This is a genomic window from Azoarcus sp. KH32C, assembly GCF_000349945.1.
Lineage (GTDB): Bacteria > Pseudomonadota > Gammaproteobacteria > Burkholderiales > Rhodocyclaceae > Aromatoleum.
The window spans coordinates 4,062,683-4,083,145 of the sequence record NC_020516.1; the positions used below are offsets into that span (position 1 = coordinate 4,062,683).

The following is a 20,463-nucleotide window of genomic DNA, read 5'->3' on the forward strand; positions in this document are numbered from 1 at the left end:
CAAAGTACATGCGGATACTGATTGTCGAAGACGACGCGCTCGTCGCGGACGGCCTCAAGCAGGGCCTGCAGCAGCTCGGCTATACCGTGGACGTCGCGACGAGCGCGGAGGAAGCCGACGCCTTCGTCGCCGGCGAGAGCTTCGACCTTGCGCTGGTCGACATCGGTCTGCCCGGCGTCGACGGGCTCGAATTCATCCGTCGCTTGCGAGAGCGCGGCAACCGACTGCCGGCGCTCGTGCTGACGGCACGCGAAAGCATGGAAGACACGGTCCGCGGGCTCGACGCCGGCGCCGACGACTACATCACAAAACCCTATCGCCTGCCCGAAGTCGCCGCCCGGATGCGCGCCCTGCTGCGCCGCGCCCATGCCGTCAGCGACGCCTGCCTGCGCCACAACGGGCTCGCGCTCGACACGCGGACGCGCGCCGCAACGCTCGACGGCGAGCCGATCGAGCTGACGAACCGCGAATGGGCGATCCTCGAGATGCTGCTGATGGCTTCCCCGGCCGTCGTCAGCAAGGACAAGCTGGTGCAGAGCCTCGCCGGCTGGGACAAGGACATCACGCCGAACGCGATCGAGGTGCACGTCTCGCGCCTGCGCGGCAAGCTCGCGCCCGGCGCGATCGTGATCCGCACGGTCCGCGGCATCGGATATCGCGTCGATGCGCCGGCTGACTGACCGCATGCCGCGCGTGCGGTCGCCGCTCGGCCTGCGCCGACGCCTGATCCTCGCGCTCGCGATCCCGCTGCTGCTGATCGTCGTCACGAGTTCGGCGCTCGATTACCGCGTCGCCCGTCAGACCGCCGACACGGCCCACGACGAAGCCCTCGCCGACACCGTGTTCGACCTGAAATCCTATGTCACCAAACAGCAGGGCGCCGGCCGGATCGACCTGACGCAGGAGGCGGAGGCGATCCTGCGCAGCAATGCGCCGGACCTGCTTTACTTTTCCGTGCGCAACGCGGCCGGCGAACTCCTCGCGGGCGACGCCGGCCTGCCGGCCTTCGATGCGCCGTCCGACGCCAACCGGGTGCAGTTCCGCGACGGCGCGTATCGGGAGCGGCCGGTGCGGATCGCGCTCCTGCGCATGGACGGCGCCTCCGGCCCGCTGATCACGGTGATGGAGACCACCGGCAAACGCCAGCAGTCGCGGCAGCGCATCCTTGCAGCGATGGTGTTGCCCAACCTCGCGGTGGTTGCGGCGACCCTGATCGCCGTGCTGTTCGGCGTGCGCCACGGCCTGCTGCCCTTGCAGGCGGTCGAGCGCGAGATCGCCGCGCGCTCCGTGACCGACCTGCACGCGTTCGACCTCGCGGCATCGCCGATCGAAATCCGCCCGATGCTCAGTCGCCTGAACGAGCTTTTCGTCCTGCTGCGGCAAGCGTCGGAAGTGCAACAGCGCTTCATCGCCGATGCTGCCCACCAATTGCGCACGCCGCTTGCCGGCCTGCAGAACCAACTCGATCTCGCCGTCGGCGAAGGCGCATTCGGACAGAATCCCCAACGCCTCGACCATATCGAGGAGGCCACCAGCCGCATCGGTCACCTGCTGAGCCAGCTCCTCGCATATGCCCGCACCGAAGCCTCGACCCCGGCACCGCGCGTCTTCGAGGCTGTCCGGCTCGAACAGCTCGTTGAGAACTCCGCGTCGCTGTTCCTCGACGCCGCCTTGGCAAGGGACATCGACCTCGGCTTCGAAATATCCGCCGCGGCAACGGTCGGCCTGTCATGGATGCTGCAGGAGGCCCTGTCGAACCTGATCGACAATGCGATCCGTTACACGCCGCGCGGGGGCGTCGTCACCGTCCGCTGCGGCAGCGATGGCGCCCAGCCCTTCCTGGAGGTCGAGGACAGCGGACCGGGGATCGCGCCGGAACATGCGACGCACGTCTTCGAACGCTTCTACCGGATCCCGGGCTCCAGCGGGACTGGTTGCGGCCTGGGGCTCGCCATCGTCAGCGAAATCGCCCAGGTGCATCGTGCAGAAGTCTTGCTCGCGGCCGCCGCTCCGCACGGACTTCGCGTCCGTATCCGCTTCCCAGCAGCCTTGCCCGTATAAGCCGCAAAACGGGGGGCGCCAGGCAGTTTGTTGCAGCGCGCCAGACGAGACCGGAAGAAATGCCGCGCCTGCGCGCCGGATCAGGAAAAATTTTCCCCCGCCATGCGTGAAACCCGCAAAAGCCGAAAAACATTTCCCCAGTCCCCTCCGTAACATTCTCCTCCACGCAACCGCCCCCACGAGCGGCTGCAACAAAAACAAGCAGGAGACAGACCATCGTGGATTCACCGGTTGCCGCGCGAGCGGCCGGTATCCCTTCGTCTCCGCCGTGCTTGTGCAGTACCCCGCGCACCGCCCACAAGGAGGAGACATACATGAAGCTGAACAAACTGATTCTCGCCCTCGCCGCTGCGAGCCTCGCCGCCGGCGCCGTCCACGCCAAGGAAGTCGTCGTACGCATCGGCCATGCCGGCCCGCTGACCGGCCCGGCCGCCGCCTTCGGCAAGGACGGCGAAAACGGCGCCCGCCTCGCGATCGAGGATGCCAACGCCAAGGGCATCAAGATCGGCGGCGACACCGTCAAGTTCGAGCTGGTCGGCGAAGACGACCAGGCCGACCCGCGTACCGCGACCACCGTCGCGCAGCGTCTCGCCGATTCGGGCGTCAAGGGCGTCGTCGGCCACGTGACCTCGGGCGCGTCGATTCCCGCCTCGCGCATTTACGAAAACGCCGGCATCCCGGTGATCACCCCGTCCGCCACCAGCCCCAAGCTCACGCAGCAGGGTTACAAGATGACCTTCCGCGTCATCGCCAACGACCTGCAGCAGGGCAACGCGCTCGGCAAGTACGCGGTGGGTGAGCTCAAGGCGAAGAAGATCGCCGTCATCGACGATCGCACCGCCTACGGCCAGGGTCTCGCCGACGCTTTCGCCAATGCGGTGAAGGCCGCCGGCGGCGAAGTGGTCGGACGCGAATTCACCAACGACAAGGCGACCGACTTCATGGCGATCCTCACCAAGGTGAAGGCCATGAACGCGGATGCCGTGTTCTTCGGCGGCATGGACGCCCAGGCCGGCCCGCTGACCCGCCAGATGAAGCAGCTCGGCATGAACTCGAAATTTCTGACCGGCGACGGCGGCTGCACCGGCGAGATGCTGAAGATGGCGGGCGACGCGCTCTCCAACACCACCTACTGCACCCAGGCCGGCATCCCGCTCGACAAGATGCCCGGCGGCGCCGCCTTCCGCGCGCAGTACAAGAAGCGCTTCGGCAACGACATCCACGTCTATGCCCCCTACGCCTACGACGCCACGATGGCGATGATCGAGGCGATGAAGACCGCCAACTCGTTCGAGCCGGCGAAGTACCAGCCGAACTTGCGTACCGTCTCCTACCAGGGCGTCACCGGCCCGGTCTCCTTCGACGACAAGGGCGACATCAAGGGCGGTTCGATCACCGTCTATAACTTCAACGGCGGCCAGTGGGCGCCGATCCAGACCATCCAGTAACTCTCCTCCCCTCGCGCCGGCCGGCAGTTCCGCGGTCGGCGCACCTTTTCCCCAAAACGACGCTCGCCCTGCGTCCGCACGACAGCGGAAGCGGTGGCGGCACTCGTCCGGACATCCCGCCCCTTCCCCCGGGATGTGCAAAACGACAAGGGTGAAACGATGGAAACCTTCCTGCAACAAACACTCAACGGCCTGGTGTCGGGCAGCATCTACGCGCTCGTCGCCCTCGGCTACACGATGGTCTATGGCATCCTGGGCCTGATCAACTTCGCCCACGGCGACCTCTTGATGGTCGGCGCGCTGGTCGCGCTGCAGACCATTTCGCTGCTCAACTCCGCCGTTCCCGGCCTGCATCCGGCCCTGTTGCTGATTGCCGGCGTCGTCACCGCCGTTCCGGTATGCATGGCGGTCGGCTACCTGATCGAACGGATCGGCTACCGGCGTCTGCGCAACGCACCCAAGCTCGCGCCGCTGATCACCGCGATCGGCGTGTCCTTCCTGCTGCAGACCCTGGCGATGATCCTGTGGGGCCGCGAGTTCCACGTCTTCCCGCAACTCGTCTCGACGACCCCGATGCAGCCTATCGACGGCGTCGTGGTGTCGCCGCTGCAGATCTTCACGATCGTCGTCGCCTTCGCGCTGATGGCCGGACTGATGCTGCTGGTGAACAAGAGCCGGCTGGGCCGCGCGATGCGCGCGACCGCCGAGAACCACCGCGTCGCGGGCCTGATGGGCATCAACGCCAACGGCGTGATCGCCGCGACCTTCATCATCGGCTCGGGCCTAGCCGCGCTCGCCGGCGTGCTCTTCGCGTCGAACTACGCGATCGCGCACTACGCGATGGGCTTCACGCCGGGACTGAAGGCCTTCACCGCCGCGGTGCTGGGCGGCATCGGCAACCTGCCGGGCGCGATGGTCGGCGGTCTGGTGCTGGGCCTCGTCGAATCCTTCGGCGCGGGCTACATCGAACACCTCACCTTCGGCTTCCTCAACTCGAGCTACCAGGACATCTTCGCCTTCATCATGCTCGGCGCCGTCCTGATCTTCCGCCCGTCCGGCCTGCTCGGCGAACGCGTCGCCGACCGCGCCTGACCCGCACAGGAAAGACAGACATGACCACGACTTCCTCGACCCTGACGCTGCCGGCGGGCTTCGCGCTCGACCAGCGCGTGCAACGCCCGCTCGTCATCCTGCTCGCGCTCGTCGCCCCCATCGTTGCCCTGTCCTTCGGCAAGAGCTGGGTGCGCGTGCTCGACTTCGCGATGCTCTACGTGATGCTCGCGATCGGCCTCAACCTGGTGGTCGGCTTCGCCGGCCTGCTGGACCTTGGCTACATCGCCTTCTATGCGGTCGGCGCCTACACCTGGGCCTTCCTCGCCTCACCGCACTTCGGCATCCACCTGCCGTTCTGGATCGTGCTGCCGTTGGGCGCGACCTTCGCGGCAGTCGCCGGCATTGCGCTGGGTTTCCCGACGCTGAGGCTACGAGGCGACTACCTCGCGATCGTGACGCTGGGTTTCGGCGAGATCATCCGCATCTTCATGAACAACCTGAACCAGCCGATCAACATCACCAACGGCCCGCAGGGCATCGACTCGATCGACCCGCTGGTCGTCGGCGGCGTCGATCTGTCGATGGACCTGAGCCTCTTCGGCATCCAGACGCCCTCGGTCGTCCTCTATTACTACGCCTTCCTCGTCTGCGTCGTGATCGCGCTGATCCTCGTGCGCCGCTGCCAGATCTCGCGCATCGGCCGGGCGTGGGCCGCGATCCGCGACGACGAACTCGCCGCCAAGGCGATCGGCATCGACACCCGTGCGATGAAGCTCCTGGCCTTTGCAATGGGCGCGACCTTCGGCGGTGTGGCCGGCGGCCTCTTCTCGGCCTTCCAGGGCTTCGTCAGCCCCGAGAGCTTCAGCCTCACCGAATCGATCGTCGTGCTGACGATGATCGTGCTCGGCGGCATGGGCAACCTCGCCGGCGTCGTCGTCGGCGCAGTGATGCTGACCGCGCTGCCCGAACTGCTGCGCCACTTCGCAGTGCCGATGCAGATGGCGCTCTTCGGCAAGACGCTGCTCGACCCCGAAGTGCTGCGCATGCTGCTGCTGTCGCTGGCGATGATCGTGATGATGCTCGTCCGCCCCGCCGGCCTCCTGCCCGCCCGTACCCGCTATGCCCACCGTGACCGGAGAAACGCATGATCACGCTGCTCGAATCCCGCACCGTCAATAAGCGCTTCGGCGGCCTGCAGGCGCTCACCGACGTGTCGCTGAAGATCCACCGCGGCGAGGTGTACGGCCTGATCGGCCCGAACGGCGCCGGCAAGACGACCTTCTTCAACGTGCTGACCGGCGCCTACGCGATCGACGGCGGCGAGTTCGTCATGAACGGGTCCGAACTGCCGGGCGGCAAGCCCCACCTCATCGTGCAGCACGGCATCGCACGCACCTTCCAGAACATCCGCCTCTTCCGCGAACTGACCGCGCTGGAGAACGTGATGGCCGGCCACCACATCCGCTCGTCGGCCGGCATCTTCGGCGTGCTCGCCCAGACCCGCGCGACGCGCGAGGAAGAGCGCCTGATGCAGGAACGCGCGCTCGAGATCCTCGACTACGTCGGCATCGGCCGCCACGCCGACACCGTCGCGAAGAACCTCTCCTACGGCGACCAGCGCCGCCTGGAGATCGCTCGGGCGCTCGCGACCGAGCCGCAACTGCTCGCGCTCGACGAACCGGCCGCCGGCATGAACGCGACCGAAACGGTGGGGCTGCGTGCGCTGATCGAGACGATCCGCGCCGACGGCGTCACCGTGCTGCTGATCGAGCACGACGTGAAACTGATCATGGGGCTCTGCGACCGCGTCGCCGTCCTCGACTTCGGCAAGAAGATCGCCGAAGGCACCCCGGCCGAGGTCCAGCGCGACCCCGACGTCATCCGCGCCTACCTGGGAGGCCACCGTGCGCACTGATACCTCATCCGCCAAGCAATCCCCCATCCTGCAGGTCCGCAACCTGAAGGTCGCCTACGGCGGCATCCAGGCCGTCAAGGGCATCAGCCTGCAGTTGAACAAGGGCGAACTGGTGTCGCTGATCGGTGCGAACGGCGCCGGCAAGACGACGACGCTGAACACGCTCGCGGGCATCGTCCCGGTCGCGAGCGGCGAGATCCTCTACGCCGGCCAGGAGATCGGCAAGCTGCCGTCGCACATGCGCCTGCGCCAGGGCCTCGCGCTCGTACCCGAAGGCCGCGGCATCTTCACGCGCCTCACCGTCGAGGAAAACCTGCAGACCGGCGCCTACACGCGCCGTGACCTGGATGGCGTCGCCGCCGACATGGAGAAGGTCTTCACGATGCTGCCCCGCGTGAAGGAACGCCTGCACCAGACCGCCGGCACGCTCTCCGGCGGCGAGCAGCAGATGGTCGCGATCGGCCGTGCGCTGTTGTCGCGCCCGCAGGTGCTGCTGCTGGACGAACCCTCGATGGGCCTCGCCCCGCTCGTCGTTGAGAAGATCTTCGAGGTGATCCACACGATCACGCGCGAAGGCATGGCCGTGCTGCTCGTCGAGCAGAACGCCAACCTCGCGCTGGAAGTCTCGGAGCGCGCCTATGTGATGGAAGGCGGCCACATCACGCTGGAAGGCAGCGGCAAGGATCTGCTGAACGACCCGAAGGTGCGCAGCGCCTACCTCGGCGAAGAGCTCGGCGAGGAAGTCGCGGCCTGAGGAAGCAATGACAACGGCGCTGCCCGCCTTACAGCGGCAGCGCCGTCTCGTTCTTGATCTCGCGCAGCGCGACGCTCGAATGCGTGACGTCGACTTCCGGGATCTTGAGCAGGAAGTTGTGCATGAACTGCGAAAAGGCTTCGAGGTTCGGCAGGTAGAGCTTCAACAGGCAATCCGTCTCGCCGAGCAGCTCATAGCACTCGACGACTTCTTCGCAGCCCTTCACGACCTGCTCGAAGCGCTCCAGCACGTCCGCGCTGTGCTTCTTCAGCCGCACCCGCACCCACACGCAGGTGCTGAGGCCGACCTTGTTGCGGTCGACCAGCGCGACGTAACCGCGGATCAGGCCGGCCTCCTCCAGTTCCCGCACCCGCCGCCAGCACGGCGACGGCGACAGCCCGACCTTTTCGGCCAGGTGTTGGGTACTGACGGACGAATCCTTCTGCAGCAGCGTGAGGATCCGTCGCTGCGCCTGGTCGAGCTTCATGTCTCCCCCTTTTCGTTGTTATGGGGACGCATCGAGCGCCCGCGCCGCCATCCGGAGACGGCAGCGCCCTCCGTTGTCTCGCCGGTTCTTAGAGAACCTTCAGCAGTTCGACTTCGAACACCAGGGTCGCATTGGGGGGGATCACGCCGCCGGCGCCGCGCGAGCCGTAGCCGAGCTGCGGCGGAATCGTCAGCTTGCGCTTGCCGCCTTCCAGCATCCCTTGCACCCCCTCGTCCCAGCCGCGGATGACGTGGCCGGCCCCGAGCGGGAAGTCGAACGGGTCGTTGCGATCCTTGCTCGAATCGAACTTGCGGCCGTCGGTCAGCCAGCCCGTGTAATGCACGGACACGCGCTTGCCCTTGACGGCGGTGGCGCCGGTGCCGACTTCCAGATCTTCGATGATGAGGCCGCTGTCGGTGGTGGTCTGAGACATCGGAATTCTCCTGCGGGGGTTAAAGCAGCAATTTTAACCAGGCCGCCGCCTCCGGCTGGCAAACTTTTCGCGGAATTTGGAGATCTTCGGCGCAACAACGTATTGGCAGTATGGTTGGTCGGCATTGCGTGCGTAATAGTTGTGGTGGTACGCCTCGGCCGGCCAGAACCGCCCGGCCCGCTCGACCTTGGTCACGATGGCGCCCGGATAGGCGCGCGTTTCGCCCAGGTATTCGATCAGGTCCAGTGCGGTATGCAGTTGTTCGTCGCTCGTCGCAAAAATTGCCGACCGGTATTGCGTGCCGATGTCGTTGCCTTGTCGGTTGACGCTGGTCGGGTCGTGAATCGCGAAAAAAATTTCCAGCAGGTCCTTGTAGCTGATCTCTGCCGGGTCGAACGCAATCTGCACCGCTTCTGCATGGCCGGTGCCGCCTTCACATACCTGCTGGTAGGTGGGCGAATCGGTCCGCCCGCCGGTATAACCGGAAGTCACGGACGCCACGCCTTCGACGTCCTTGAAAACCGCTTCCAGACACCAGAAGCATCCACCTGCCAAAATCGCTATTTCGCGTGATACAGGCATGTCGTTATCAGTCATCGGTTTCTCCCCATGATGTCCCGCGATTGAGACAACGACCGTGGCTGGCGATTCCCCAATTATTCGAATGAGATTGTGAAATAAATATCGGCCGAATTATCGGTGCCGGAGCGCGCCACGAGCGATAATTGACGAGTAAGCTGGTAGGTCAGGCGGACGAGGCTCTCGGCCCCGCCGAGGCTTTGTTCAAAGGATAGCATCAGGTCGGACGACAGCCGCTTGCCGAGCGTGAGCACCTGCGTGCCGACGTTCTCGCCGCCGCTCACGATCGTGCCCTCGCCGACGACGCGGCTCGTCGCGGTGCGCGTGACGCCCCCCAACTCCCCTTGCCCGATCGACAGCTCGTCGAAACCCAGGCTGCGCTGCAACTGTTCGGTCATGCCGCCGCCCGGCCCGCCGAGCAGTGCCTGCGCGGCCGGAACCAGCATCCCGAGGTCGGCGCCGCGCCCGGCGTTCGGCGCACGTCCGAGCACGATCCACGACAGCTTTTCCGGGTCAGGCACGTTCGGCTCGGACACGAGATGCACGCGCGGCCGGCGCACCGTGCCGTTGATCTCGATCCCCGCTTCGACCGCCAGCCCCTTGCGCAGCGCCCGCACGTTCAGGCCGGGATTGTCGAGCGGCCCCTGGAAATTGATCAGGCCGCGTTCGATGCTCATCGCCTGCCCATACCCGCGGTAGGTGCCGCCGGCGGCATTGATCGAACCGACCGCGCTCAGGCCGCGGCCCGGGCGCTGACGAAGATGGAGTTCGCCGGCAAGGCGCGTGTCGAGCCCCAGCGCCGTGAGCTGGAAGTGATCGCCGAGCGACACGGTCACGTCGGCGCCGACGCCGAAGGCGGTGCCGGTCGGCTTCGGCGTCCGCCCGAGGATCACGACGTCGTCCGACAAGACAGGCGGCGGCGATTCCGCGAGCCCGACGAAGCCGGCATCGGCGCGCAGCTTCGCGACGACCTCGACGCTCGTCCACGTGCTCTTCGCTGTGCCGGAACCGGAAAGGATCAGCCAGCGGTCCGCGCGCTGCAGGATGGGCAGCCGTGTCGCCTCGTAACGAAAATCGCCGGCCCCGCTATCGAGCGCAACCTGGCCGACGACCGAAAGACGCCCCGGCTCGCGCGTCAGACGCTCGACCGGCAGGCGCGAGTCGTTCGGCCGCACACGGTTCGGCGACACGAACTCGAGCTTGCGCAGATAGAGATGGTCGTGGTCGAACTCCGCATGCAGGTCGCCGCCTGAAAGCATCATGCCCTGGTCGACGAGCGCCAGCGCGAGCGCACTGCCGTCGATGCGCCCGGCCGCCCGCGGGTTCGCCGGCGTCCCCGAGAGCGCGAGACTCGCGTCGACGCTGCCGCCCGTGACGATATGCTCCTGCATCAACCGACCGATCCACGTCAAGGACGGCATCTTCAGGCTCGCCGAGCCGAGGAGCGGCGCATCAGGCGCAAGCCGCCAGCCGCCGTCCGGGCCGCGCTCGGCAAGCGCCGTGGCCGAACCGGAGAGCTGGCCGAATTCCGTGCCGCGCGCCTCCCAGCCGAGCGCGATGTGGTTCTCGCGCGCCGACAGACGGACTTCGGCCTGCTGCAGGCCCAGGCGCACCGGCACTTCATCGGCGAGCTCAAGGTCGCCCGACTCGCGGAAGATCCGCGCCGAACCTTCCGCCGTCTGTTCGAGGCGCAGATTCCACTCGGCGCCGAGGATCAGCGAACCCTGCGCCCGCTTCGGCAAGCCGTCCGCGCCCGGTACGAGACCGAAGCCGAGCCCGCTGAGCGAACCGCGCAGCACCGTGCGCGCCGGCGTCCATTCCGTTTCGGCCAGCCGAATACGCCCGCGCTCGCCCGCATCGACCACCGCCGGGGAGAGCGTCATGCGGCTGCGACCGAAGTCCAGCGCAGCCGCGTCCTCCAGCCGCACAGGGAAGCGCCCCGCGGTCTCCAGCGCCATCAGCCGCCCTTGCCATCCGCTCACGGCGGCCCAGTTCGCGCCGGGCAGGCCGCCCTGCAGACGCAGATGCACGCTGTCCTTGGCGAGCCCGCTGGCGGTCAGTTCGGCCACATGCTCGCTGCGCCTGCCGCTGACGACGAAGCTCGCCCGGTCCACCCACTGCGTCACCGTTTCGGGCGTCGTGCGTTCGGGGCCGGCTTGCGCAAGGCCGTTGAGTTCCGCCTTCACGTCGATCATGCCGTCCGCTCCGGCACCGACTTTGGCATCGGCGACGAGCGACGCGAGGCGATAGCCGTCCGGAGCACCCAGCTTGCGCGCCTCGAGTTTCAGGCTACCCTCGGGCTCGTCGAGCGTGCCCGCCACGACGGCATCCAGCTTCGCGCTTCCCGCATAGCCTTTTTGAAGATCCGCGAGTGACGGAATATCAACGGCAAGCTGAGCCGCCACCTTGCGCGTCTTGCCGCCAGCCACGGTGGTCAGCGTTCCCGTTCCGCCGACACGCGCCCCGCCTGCCTTCACGTCGAGCTCCACGTGCTGCTGCGCCGCGTCGCCTTTCGCCTGCAGCCGCCCTGCCACTGCGGTCGCCGGCAAACGGCCGTCGAGTTGCGCCAGTTCGACTGCAGCCAGTTGCAGCGCCGCCGTCAGACTGCCGAACCCGGAAGCCCCCGCCGCCGGCATCCGCCACTCCACGTCGCCGCTCATCCGCCCCTTGCCGGGCAAAGTCAGGGACAGGTCGGAGGCGTTCAGGCGGCCCGGCACCCAGCGCAGCCGCGCACTCATCTGCGTGAACGGCAGGCCTTGGCGATCGATCTTCGCCGGGCGCTTGTTGTCGATCCGTACCGGCCCGGTCACGCCCCAGCCCATGCCGTCCGGCGCCGGCTCGGGCTGCAGATCGGCCAAGAGATTGAGCGCGGCATGCGGTGCTTGGGGATTGAAGGCCGCGGGATCGACCTCGCCGAGCGCAACGCGCGCCCGCCGTAGCGGCACGGGCGCGAAGGGCGCGGCCAGCACCTCGGCATCGCCATGCAGTCCCGCGCCCTCGGCCTTCAGCTGCAGGCGCGGCGCGACGAGGTCGCCGTCGGCCTGGACCTCGATCCGGTAGTCGCGTCCCTCGTAGGCGCCCTGCAAAGATCCTGAAATCGCCAGCGCGTAGGGCGCCGCCGTGCCATCAATTTCGCCGGAGACCGTCGCGTGACCGAAGGGCAGTTGCACCTCGGCTTCATGGATACGATGGTGCCGGCCGTCGCTTTCCGCGCTCGCCATGAATCCGGAAGCGCTGAACCGCACGGCCCCCTCGCCTTGCGCAGCGGACTCCGCCTGGCCGTCCGGAATCCATTCGCGCAGCAGCAACTCGCCGACAGTCAGCCGCTGGATCGAGACCGGCAGCGGCAGGGATAGGAGCTGGGGAACCGTCGGTGGCTTGGGCGCCTCATCGGGAGGGGTGGAGAATTCGACGCGCTCGGCGGTGAGCGCGTTGATGACGAGATGGCGCTCCCCGATGAGGTCCGGGCGCCAATAGAGGGTGATGCCCTGCACATCGAGGTGGAGATCGGGCCGCCGGATATGCAGCGCGCCGATCTGCAACGGCCCGACGAGACGTCCGGTCGGCGACTCGATCCGCACTTCGCCGCCCGTCAGCACTGCGGCAAGACCGGCCGCAGCGCCCAACCCCGACTCGGTCGCCACCAGCCACCACAGCGCGAGCACGACGAACCCGGCCGCCGTCGCAACGCCCGTCAGCGTCCGGACGACGAGCCAGAGGAGGCGGACAGCGCGCGGCGACGTCATGCGCCGCTCCGCTCAGCCGAACAGCGCGCGCAGCTCCTCGCCGGGGTTCGGCGCACGCATGAAGGCTTCGCCGACGAGGAAGGCGTGGACCGCGTTCGAACGCATCAGCGCCACGTCCTCGGGCTTAAGGATCCCGGACTCCGTGACGACGATGCGTCCGGCGGGAATTCGCGCCAGGAGGTCCAGCGTCGTCTGCAGGCTGACCTCGAAAGTGCGCAGGTTGCGGTTATTGACGCCGACGAGCGGCGTCGAAAGCTTCAACGCGACGTCGAGCTCGTCGGCGTTATGCACCTCGACCAGCACCGCCATGCCCAGGCTCGTCGCGATCGCTTCCATCTCCTGCATCTGCGCGAGATCGAGCGCCGCGGCGATCAGCAGGATCGCGTCCGCGCCCATCGCGCGCGCCTCGAAGACCTGCCAGGGATCGACGAGGAAATCCTTGCGCAGCACCGGCAGCGCGCAGGCCGCGCGTGCCGCCTGCAGGTATTCCGGCGCACCCTGGAAGAACTGGCGGTCGGTCAGCACCGACAGGCAGGCCGCGCCGGCGCGCTCGTACTGCACGGCGATTTCGGCGGGCACGAAATCCGGCCGGATCACACCCTTCGACGGGCTCGCCTTCTTGATCTCGGCGATCACGGCGGCGTCGCCCGCGGCAATCTTCGCGCGGATCGCGCCGACGAAATCGCGCGCGGCATGCGCCGCCTCGGCCTCGGCGCGCACGCGCTCGAGTGAACGCAGCGCTTTGCCGGCGGCCACTTCCTCCGCCTTCACGGCGAGGATCTTGTTCAGGATGTCGCTCATGCTGGTGTTAGCCTCACGCGAATTGCCGGTTGAAGGCGAGGAATTCCTCGAGCTTCGCACGCGCCGCACCGCTCGCAACGATCTCGCGCGCCTTCACGATGCCATCGGCGATCGAGTCGACGAGGTTGGCCGTGTACAGCGCGACACCCGCGTTCAGGATCACGATTTCGCGCGCCGGGCCCGGCTTGTTGTCGAGCACGCCGAGCAGCGTCGCCTTCGACTCCTCGGGCGACGCGACCGCCAGATTGCGCGTGCCCGCCATCGTCAGACCGAAGTCCTCGGGATGGATCTGGTATTCGCGGATCTCGCCGTCCTTCAACTCGCCGACCATCGTCGCCGCGCCGAGGCTCACTTCGTCCATGCCGTCCAGGCCATAGACGACGAGCACGTGCTTCGCGCCGAGACGCTGCATTACGCGTGCCTGGATGCCGACGAGGTCCGGGTGGAACACGCCCATCAGCGTATTCGGCGCGCCGGCCGGATTGGTCAGCGGTCCGAGGATGTTGAAGATCGTGCGTACGCCCATCTCGCGGCGCACCGGCGCGACGTTCTTCATCGCGCTGTGGTGGGCCGGTGCGAACATGAAGCCGATCCCGGTCGCTTCGATGCACTCCGCGACCTGCTCCGGCGCGATCCCGAGCTTCACGCCGAGCGACTCCAGCACGTCGGCTGCGCCGCTCTTCGACGACACGCTGCGCCCACCGTGCTTCGCGACGCGTGCGCCGGCGGCAGCGGCGACGAAGATCGTCGTCGTCGAGATGTTGAAGGTGTTCGCGCCGTCGCCGCCGGTGCCCACGATGTCGAGGAAGTTCTGGTCCGGGCCCGCGACCTGCACCTTCGTCGACAACTCGCGCATCACGGTCGCCGCGGCGGTGATCTCGCCGATGGTTTCCTTCTTTACACGCAGGCCGGTCAGGATTGCCGCGGTCATCACCGGCGACACTTCGCCGGCCATGATCTGGCGCATCAGCGAGAGCATCTCGTCGTAGAAGATCTCGCGATGGTCGATCGTGCGCTGCAAGGCTTCCTGGGCAGTGATGGTCATGGCGGTCTCTTACTTCAACGAATTCTGTTCGAGGAAATTACGCAGCATCGCATGCCCGTGCTCGGTCAGGATCGACTCGGGGTGAAATTGCACCCCTTCGACCGCGAGCGTCTTGTGGCGCACGCCCATGATCTCGCCGTCGTCGGTCCAGGCCGTCACTTCGAGACAATCCGGCATCGTCTCGCGCTCGATCGCGAGCGAATGGTAGCGGGTGCAGGTCACGGGGTTCGGCAGGCCGCGGAACACGCCGACGTTGTTGTGATGCACGGGCGAAGTCTTGCCATGCATCAGTTTCTTCGCGTGCACGATCTTGCCGCCGAACGCGGCGCCGATGCTCTGGTGCCCGAGGCAGACGCCGAGGATGGGAATCTTGCCGGCGAACTCACGGATCGCCGGCACCGACACGCCCGCTTCGGCCGGCGTGCAGGGTCCGGGCGAGATCACGAGGTGTTCGGGCTTCATCAGCGCGATCTGTTCGAGGGTGATTTCGTCATTGCGATACACCTTCACCTGGGCACCGAGCTCGCCGAAGTACTGCACGAGGTTGTAGGTGAAGCTGTCGTAGTTATCGATCATCAGCAACATGGACTGGTTCCTTCTGGCACCGGTTGTTCAGTCGACCCGCGTATCGAGGCCGGATTCCGCCATCTCGGCCGCCCGCAGCATCGCGCGCGCCTTGTTCTGCGTTTCCGTCCATTCGGCGTCCGGGTTCGAGTCGGCGACGATGCCGGCGCCGGCCTGCACGTGGATCTGGCCGTCCTTGATGACCGCGGTGCGGATCGCGATCGCGAGGTCCATGTCGCCATGGAAGCCGATGTAGCCCGCCGCGCCCGCGTAGATGCCGCGCTTGACGGGTTCCAGCTCGTCGATGATCTCCATCGCGCGCAGCTTGGGCGCGCCCGAGACGGTCCCCGCCGGGAAGGTCGCGCGCAGCACCGCGAGGGCGTTGAGTCCGTCCTTCAGCCGCGCCTCGACGTTCGACACGATGTGCATCACGTGCGAATAGCGCTCGATCGTGAATTGCTCGTTGACCTTGACGCTGCCGACCTCCGCGACGCGGCCCGCGTCGTTGCGGCCGAGGTCGAGGAGCTGCAGGTGTTCGGCGCGCTCCTTCTCGTCGGCGAGGAGATCCGCTTCGAGTGCCTGGTCTTCGGCGACGGTCGCCCCACGCGGCCGCGTGCCGGCGATCGGGCGCACGGTGACGCGCTTGCCCTCGCCGTCCTCGTCGAGGCGCACGAGGATCTCGGGCGAGGCGCCGACGACGTGGAAGTCCTCGAAGTTGAAGTAGAACATGTAGGGCGACGGGTTCAGCGAGCGGATCGCGCGGTACAGCGCCATCGGGCTCGCCGCGTAGGGCTTGCTCATGCGCTGCGACAGCACGACCTGCATGATGTCGCCGTCGACGATGTATTGCTTGGCGCGGTTCACCGCTGCCTTGAACGCTTCCTCGCCAAAGCTCGACACCGCCGGCTGCGGCTCGGCGCGCACATCCTCCGGAATCTGCGCCGGCGCCCGTAGCCGCGCGAGCAGTTCGCGCAGGCGCTTCTTCGCGCGCTTGTAGGCGCCCGGCACCTCGGGCTCGGCATAGACGATCAGCGTCAGCTTGCCGGAGAGGTTGTCGACGATCGCGATCTCTTCGGAGAGCAGCAGCAGTACGTCGGGCGTGCCGAGCGTGTCCTCCTTTTCGTTCTTCGCGAGGCGCGGCTCGATGTAGCGTACCGTGTCGTAGCCGAAGCAGCCGACCAGTCCGCCCGCGAAACGCGGCAACCCGTCGCGCGGCGGCACCTTGATGCGCCCCATGAACTCGGCGACGAAGTTCAGCGGATCGCCATAGTCGCGACGCTCGACGAGGCGGTTGCCGGTCAAGAGCAGCGCGGAGCGGCCATAGACTTCGATGCGGGTCGATGCGGCGAGCCCGATCATCGAGTAGCGGCCGAAACGCTCGCCGCCCTGCACGGATTCGAGCAGGTAGGTGTAGGGCTCGTTGGCGAGCTTCAGGTAGATCGACAGCGGCGTGTCGAGGTCGGCGAAGGTTTCGAGCGTAACCGGGATACGGTTGTAGCCCTGCGCGGCCAGCGCGTTGAATTCGTGCTCAAGCATGGAGACTCCACGACAAACGGTTCGATTCGGGCAAGGGGTGCGGGCGCATCATCGGCGCCCGCGAAAGCGGAGGCGTTTTATCGGCCCGCAGGCCACCACACGCGCCAGCTGCGCCAACGCGACGGCGTGGCGGCAAACTGGATGCTTTCCTTGTCCGAAGCCCGGCTCTTGTGGATCACGATGTCTCGATCGGCTGGCGATGTCTGGATGATGGGTACCGGAATCGCGTCACACCGCCTGGATGCGGGCGAGCGCGCCGGTTGCGTCCGATAGTAGCCCATCGCATTCGATGGTGTCCACCGGCATGCCTTCGCTATATCCATAGGTCACGAGCAACACCGGCATTCCCGCAGCCCGCGCGGCGAGTGCGTCGTTGGCCGAGTCGCCGATCATCAACGCCTGCCCCGCCTCGACCCCCAGGAGCTCGCAGGTGTGGTGCATCACGGCCGGGTCGGGCTTCTTGACTGCCAGCGTGTCGCCGCTGACCACGGCGCCGAAATACGGCATCAGGCCCATGCGTTCCAGCAGCGGCAGCGTGAAGGCTGCGGCCTTGTTCGTGACGCAGGCGAGCTGCAGCGACATCTCGCGCATCGCCTCCAGCGTCTCGATGATGCCCGGATAGATCCGCGTGCTGCGGCCGTTGACGAGGGCGTAGTGGCGACGGAAGACGGTCACCGCGTGCGCGATCTCGTCCTCGCTCGCCTCGGCATCCTCGGTCATGCAGCGGCGCACGAGGTTCGGGATGCCCTTGCCGACGAAGGAATGGATCTCGGCGAGCGGCCGCGCGGGACGGCCGAGTTCCTCGAGCATCAGGTTCGCGCCGTCGGCAAGATCCTCGATGGTGTCGAGCAGCGTGCCGTCGAGATCGAACAACACGGCCCGGACCGGAAAGCGCGGGCCGCTCACTTCGCCACCTTCGCGAGCTCGGCGCGCAGCGCGGCGATCACGCTGTCGTAACGGTTCGGGTCGCTGTCTCGCCCGGCGCCGAACACGGCCGAACCGGCGACGAAGGTGTCGGCGCCCGCGGCCGCGATCTCGGCGATGTTGTCGACCTTAACCCCGCCGTCGACCTGCAGCAGGATGCGGCGGCCGGTCTCGGCCTCGTAGGCGTCTAGGCGCTTGCGCGCGGCGCGCAGCTTGCCCAGCGTGCCGGGGATGAATTTCTGGCCGCCGAAACCCGGATTGACGCTCATCAGCAGCACCATGTCGACGCGGTCGAGCGCATGGTCGAGGTAATGCAGCGGCGTGGCGGGGTTGAACACCAGGCCCGCCTGGCAGCCCGAGTCGCGGATCAGCGAGAGCGTGCGATCGATGTGCTCGGAGGCTTCCGGGTGGAAGGTGATCATGTTCGCGCCGGCCTGTGCGAAGTCCGGAATGATGCGATCGACGGGTTTGATCATCAGGTGCACGTCGATCGTCGCCTTGGTGTGCGGACGGATCGCCTCGCAGACCAGCGGCCCGATCGTCAGGTTCGGCACGTAGTGATTGTCCATCACGTCGAAGTGGATCCAGTCCGCGCCGGAGGCGATGACATTGCGGACTTCCTCGCCGAGACGGGCGAAATCGGCGGACAACAGGCTGGGGGCGATACGGTACATGGGGGACACTCCTCTTTTCTTGTGCGGGGACTCCAAGGCCCCCCGGATATCCTAACGCACGCAGACGCGACGGATCTGATCGATGTCGGTGATGCCGGCGAGAACCTTCTCGATGCCGTCCTGGCGCAGGGTGCGCAGCCCTTCGGCAAGCGCGAGGCTCAGGAGCTGAGACACGCGCGCGCGCTCCTGGATCAGTCGCTTGACCTCGGCCGAGGCGATCATCAGCTCGTGCAGGCCGACCCGCCCACGATAACCGCCGTTGCACTCATGGCACCCGACCGGCCGATAGAGCGTGAAGTGCCCGTCGCGGTCGGCGTGCGTCTCGCGCATGCGGGCGAGGATCGCGGCACGCGCGGCCGGTGCGTCGGCACGGAAATCGGGCGTGCCCGACATGTCTTCGCAGTATTCGTCGAGCAATTGCAGGATCTCCGCCTCGTCCGGGCGGTAGGCCTCCTTGCAGTGGCTGCACAACCGTTTGGCGAGCCGCTGCGCGAGCACGCCGAGCAGCGCGTCGCCGAAGTTGAACGGGTCCATGCCCATGTCGAGCAGGCGCACGATCGACTCGGGGGCGCTGTTGGTGTGCAGCGTCGAGAACACGAGATGGCCGGTGAGCGAGGCTTCGATTCCGACCGTCACCGTCTCCTTGTCGCGCATTTCGCCGACCATGATCACGTCCGGATCGGCGCGCAGGAAGGAACGCATCATCGTCGCGAAGTCGAGGCCCGCCTTGCGGTTGACCTGCACCTGGCGCAGGCCCTTCTGCGTGATTTCGACCGGGTCCTCCGCCGTCCAGATCTTGGTCTCGGGCGTGTTGATGTGGCCGAGGATGGAGTGCAGCGTCGTCGTCTTGCCCGAGCCGGTCGGCCCGCAGACGAAGAAGAGGCCGTAGGGCTTGACGATGGCCCGCTTCAGGCGTTCGAGGTTGTGCGGCGTCAGGCCGAGCGCATCGAGCTTGATCGGTTCGCTGTTGGCAAGCAGACGCATCACGACGTCTTCCATCCCCCCCGCGGTCGGGACGGTCGCGACCCGCAGCTCGATGTCGAGCGGCGCGAACTTGCGGAACTTGATCTTGCCGTCCTGCGGTTTGCGGCGCTCCGAGATGTCGAGGTCGCACATGATCTTGATGCGCGTGACGAGCGGATTCCGGTAGCTCGCGGGCACCTGGATGTAGGGGGTCAGCGTGCCGTCCTTGCGGAAGCGGATCAGCGTCTTTTCCTTGCCTGGACGCGGCTCGATGTGGATGTCGGACGCGCCCTGACGATGGGCGTCGATGATGATCTTGTTCACGAGCTTTACGAGCTCGTTGTCGGCCGCGGCGTTGACGTCGTCGGCGACCGACATTTCCTGCTCCTCCTCGAGCAGGTCGTGCAGCAGATCGTTGACCGAGCCCATCTCCATTGTCGGCTCGAAATACTGGTCGACCGTCTGCGCAAACTCGGCGCGCGTCGTGACACGATAGGACAGCTTGGCCTTCGGGAACACCGTCTCGGCCATGTGCGAAGAGCGCACCTGCTCCGGGTCGGTGGTCAGGACGACGATCCCCTCGTGCGTCTCTTCCAGCGGAATCCAGTGGTTCTGCAGCACGTAATCGCGCTTGATGTGCTTGAGCAGATCCATCTGGCGGATCCGTTCGGTGCGGTAGGGCTCGTAGGGCACGTTGAAGAAGCGTCCCGCCGCCTCGCCGATCTGCGCGAGGGTCACATCGAATTTCTCGACCAATGCATCCTCGACCGACGCGCCCGTCTCGCGCGCGATCCGCATCGCCTCGTGGAGATCGCCGTCCGAGATGCGCCCGTCGGCGATCAGGCCGTGGAAGCGCGACCGCAGCTTGCCAGGCACCTGGCTGCGCTCGGAGAACGCGACCCCCAGGGTCTGGCTGAGCCCGAGCAAGCCCTCCAGAGCGAGGGTCGAAAAACCCTCGCCGTTGAGCGTGTTGGTGATCTGGATGACCCCATGCAGGCTGCCGGACTTCGGATCGATGATCGGGGCGGCCAGCATCTGGCGCGTCACGTAGCCGGTCAGCGTGTCGCTGACCGTACGGAAACGCAGGTTGGGCGAGATCGCCGCGAGTTCCTTCGAGTCGTAGACGTCGTGCAGCTTCAGCGGGGCACGCGTCATCGCGACGTAGCCGGCAATGCTGCTCTCGTCGATCGGCAGCCGCGCGCCGGCGATTGCGCCAAGGCCGGTCTTCACGCGCGCAACGAGACCGGTGCCGCTTTCGTCGATCACGTAAAAGGACAGCCGGTCGGCCCCGAACAGCGTGCAGAGGTCGGTCGACAGATCGACGACGATCTCGTCGACGTCCTTGCTCGCATGGATGCGCGTGGTCAGTGCCTGCAGACCCTTGAAGAATGCGAGACGCGAAGATACTTCGCCGCTGGCGGCCGGTTTGGCTGGCGTGGTGCTTTGGGTCATGTCGCTACCTGCTCGCTGAAAACTCGGA

The 20,463-nt window shown here is 66.8% G+C and carries 18 protein-coding genes; 7 read left to right on the plus strand and 11 right to left on the minus strand.

What is annotated here, in order from left to right:
• Nucleotides 1-8: 8 nt before the first annotated feature.
• From AZKH_RS18130 to AZKH_RS18160, 7 genes are all read left to right on the plus strand, one after another.
• The gene (locus AZKH_RS18130; RefSeq protein WP_015437246.1) at nucleotides 9-680 is read left to right on the plus strand and encodes a response regulator transcription factor; all 672 of its coding nucleotides are present in this window, start codon (nucleotides 9-11) and stop codon (nucleotides 678-680) included.
• A complete protein-coding gene (locus AZKH_RS18135) occupies nucleotides 664-2,061 on the plus strand; it encodes a sensor histidine kinase (protein WP_015437247.1) in 1,398 nt (465 codons plus the stop codon). The genes AZKH_RS18130 and AZKH_RS18135 overlap by 17 nt, the downstream gene beginning before the upstream one ends.
• Before the next feature lie 314 nt (nucleotides 2,062-2,375).
• Nucleotides 2,376-3,509: a branched-chain amino acid ABC transporter substrate-binding protein gene (locus tag AZKH_RS18140; RefSeq protein WP_015437248.1), complete on the plus strand. Its 1,134-nt coding sequence runs from the start codon at nucleotides 2,376-2,378 to the stop codon at nucleotides 3,507-3,509.
• A 159-nt stretch (nucleotides 3,510-3,668) separates the two neighbouring features.
• Nucleotides 3,669-4,601, plus strand: a complete 933-nt coding sequence (locus AZKH_RS18145) for a branched-chain amino acid ABC transporter permease (protein ID WP_015437249.1) — start codon at nucleotides 3,669-3,671, stop codon at nucleotides 4,599-4,601.
• A 20-nt stretch (nucleotides 4,602-4,621) separates the two neighbouring features.
• Nucleotides 4,622-5,710, plus strand: a complete 1,089-nt coding sequence (locus tag AZKH_RS18150) for a branched-chain amino acid ABC transporter system, permease (RefSeq protein WP_015437250.1) — start codon at nucleotides 4,622-4,624, stop codon at nucleotides 5,708-5,710.
• Nucleotides 5,707-6,477: an ABC transporter ATP-binding protein gene (locus AZKH_RS18155; protein WP_015437251.1), complete on the plus strand. Its 771-nt coding sequence runs from the start codon at nucleotides 5,707-5,709 to the stop codon at nucleotides 6,475-6,477. Before AZKH_RS18150 ends, AZKH_RS18155 begins: the two co-directional genes overlap by 4 nt.
• Complete coding sequence (locus AZKH_RS18160; RefSeq protein ID WP_015437252.1) at nucleotides 6,467-7,231, plus strand: ABC transporter ATP-binding protein; 765 nt, start codon at nucleotides 6,467-6,469, stop codon at nucleotides 7,229-7,231. The genes AZKH_RS18155 and AZKH_RS18160 overlap by 11 nt, the downstream gene beginning before the upstream one ends.
• Before the next feature lie 28 nt (nucleotides 7,232-7,259).
• On the opposite strand, the gene AZKH_RS18165 is transcribed toward AZKH_RS18160, so the two are convergent.
• From AZKH_RS18165 to AZKH_RS18215, 11 genes are all read right to left on the minus strand, one after another.
• Nucleotides 7,260-7,718: an Lrp/AsnC family transcriptional regulator gene (locus tag AZKH_RS18165; protein ID WP_015437253.1), complete on the minus strand. Its 459-nt coding sequence runs from the start codon at nucleotides 7,716-7,718 to the stop codon at nucleotides 7,260-7,262.
• Nucleotides 7,719-7,806: 88 nt separating this feature from the next.
• Entirely contained in the window at nucleotides 7,807-8,151 is a 345-nt protein-coding gene (locus tag AZKH_RS18170) for an FKBP-type peptidyl-prolyl cis-trans isomerase (RefSeq protein ID WP_015437254.1), read from the minus strand.
• A 33-nt stretch (nucleotides 8,152-8,184) separates the two neighbouring features.
• Nucleotides 8,185-8,748 (minus strand): peptide-methionine (S)-S-oxide reductase MsrA, encoded by a 564-nt coding sequence (gene msrA, locus AZKH_RS18175; protein WP_015437255.1) that lies wholly within the window; start codon nucleotides 8,746-8,748, stop codon nucleotides 8,185-8,187.
• A 59-nt stretch (nucleotides 8,749-8,807) separates the two neighbouring features.
• On the minus strand, nucleotides 8,808-12,476 hold the full coding sequence (locus tag AZKH_RS18180; RefSeq protein WP_015437256.1) for a translocation/assembly module TamB domain-containing protein: 3,669 nt from the start codon (nucleotides 12,474-12,476) through the stop codon (nucleotides 8,808-8,810).
• A gap of 12 nt (nucleotides 12,477-12,488) precedes the next feature.
• Nucleotides 12,489-13,277, minus strand: a complete 789-nt coding sequence (gene trpC, locus AZKH_RS18185; RefSeq protein WP_015437257.1) for an indole-3-glycerol phosphate synthase TrpC — start codon at nucleotides 13,275-13,277, stop codon at nucleotides 12,489-12,491.
• Between the two features lie 13 nt (nucleotides 13,278-13,290).
• The gene (gene trpD / locus AZKH_RS18190; RefSeq protein WP_015437258.1) at nucleotides 13,291-14,322 is read right to left on the minus strand and encodes an anthranilate phosphoribosyltransferase; all 1,032 of its coding nucleotides are present in this window, start codon (nucleotides 14,320-14,322) and stop codon (nucleotides 13,291-13,293) included.
• A gap of 9 nt (nucleotides 14,323-14,331) precedes the next feature.
• Nucleotides 14,332-14,907 (minus strand): aminodeoxychorismate/anthranilate synthase component II, encoded by a 576-nt coding sequence (locus AZKH_RS18195; protein ID WP_015437259.1) that lies wholly within the window; start codon nucleotides 14,905-14,907, stop codon nucleotides 14,332-14,334.
• 27 nt (nucleotides 14,908-14,934) lie between these two features.
• A complete protein-coding gene (trpE, locus tag AZKH_RS18200; protein WP_015437260.1) occupies nucleotides 14,935-16,422 on the minus strand; it encodes an anthranilate synthase component I in 1,488 nt (495 codons plus the stop codon).
• Between the two features lie 228 nt (nucleotides 16,423-16,650).
• Nucleotides 16,651-17,328 carry a phosphoglycolate phosphatase gene (locus tag AZKH_RS18205; RefSeq protein WP_015437261.1) on the minus strand — a complete coding sequence of 226 codons (678 nt, stop codon included), beginning with the start codon at nucleotides 17,326-17,328 and terminating at the stop codon, nucleotides 16,651-16,653.
• On the minus strand, nucleotides 17,325-18,020 hold the full coding sequence (gene rpe, locus AZKH_RS18210) for a ribulose-phosphate 3-epimerase (RefSeq protein WP_015437262.1): 696 nt from the start codon (nucleotides 18,018-18,020) through the stop codon (nucleotides 17,325-17,327). The genes AZKH_RS18205 and rpe overlap by 4 nt, the downstream gene beginning before the upstream one ends.
• Nucleotides 18,021-18,071: 51 nt before the next feature.
• Nucleotides 18,072-20,435 (minus strand): GspE/PulE family protein, encoded by a 2,364-nt coding sequence (locus AZKH_RS18215; protein ID WP_015437263.1) that lies wholly within the window; start codon nucleotides 20,433-20,435, stop codon nucleotides 18,072-18,074.
• Nucleotides 20,436-20,463: the final 28 nt, after the last annotated feature.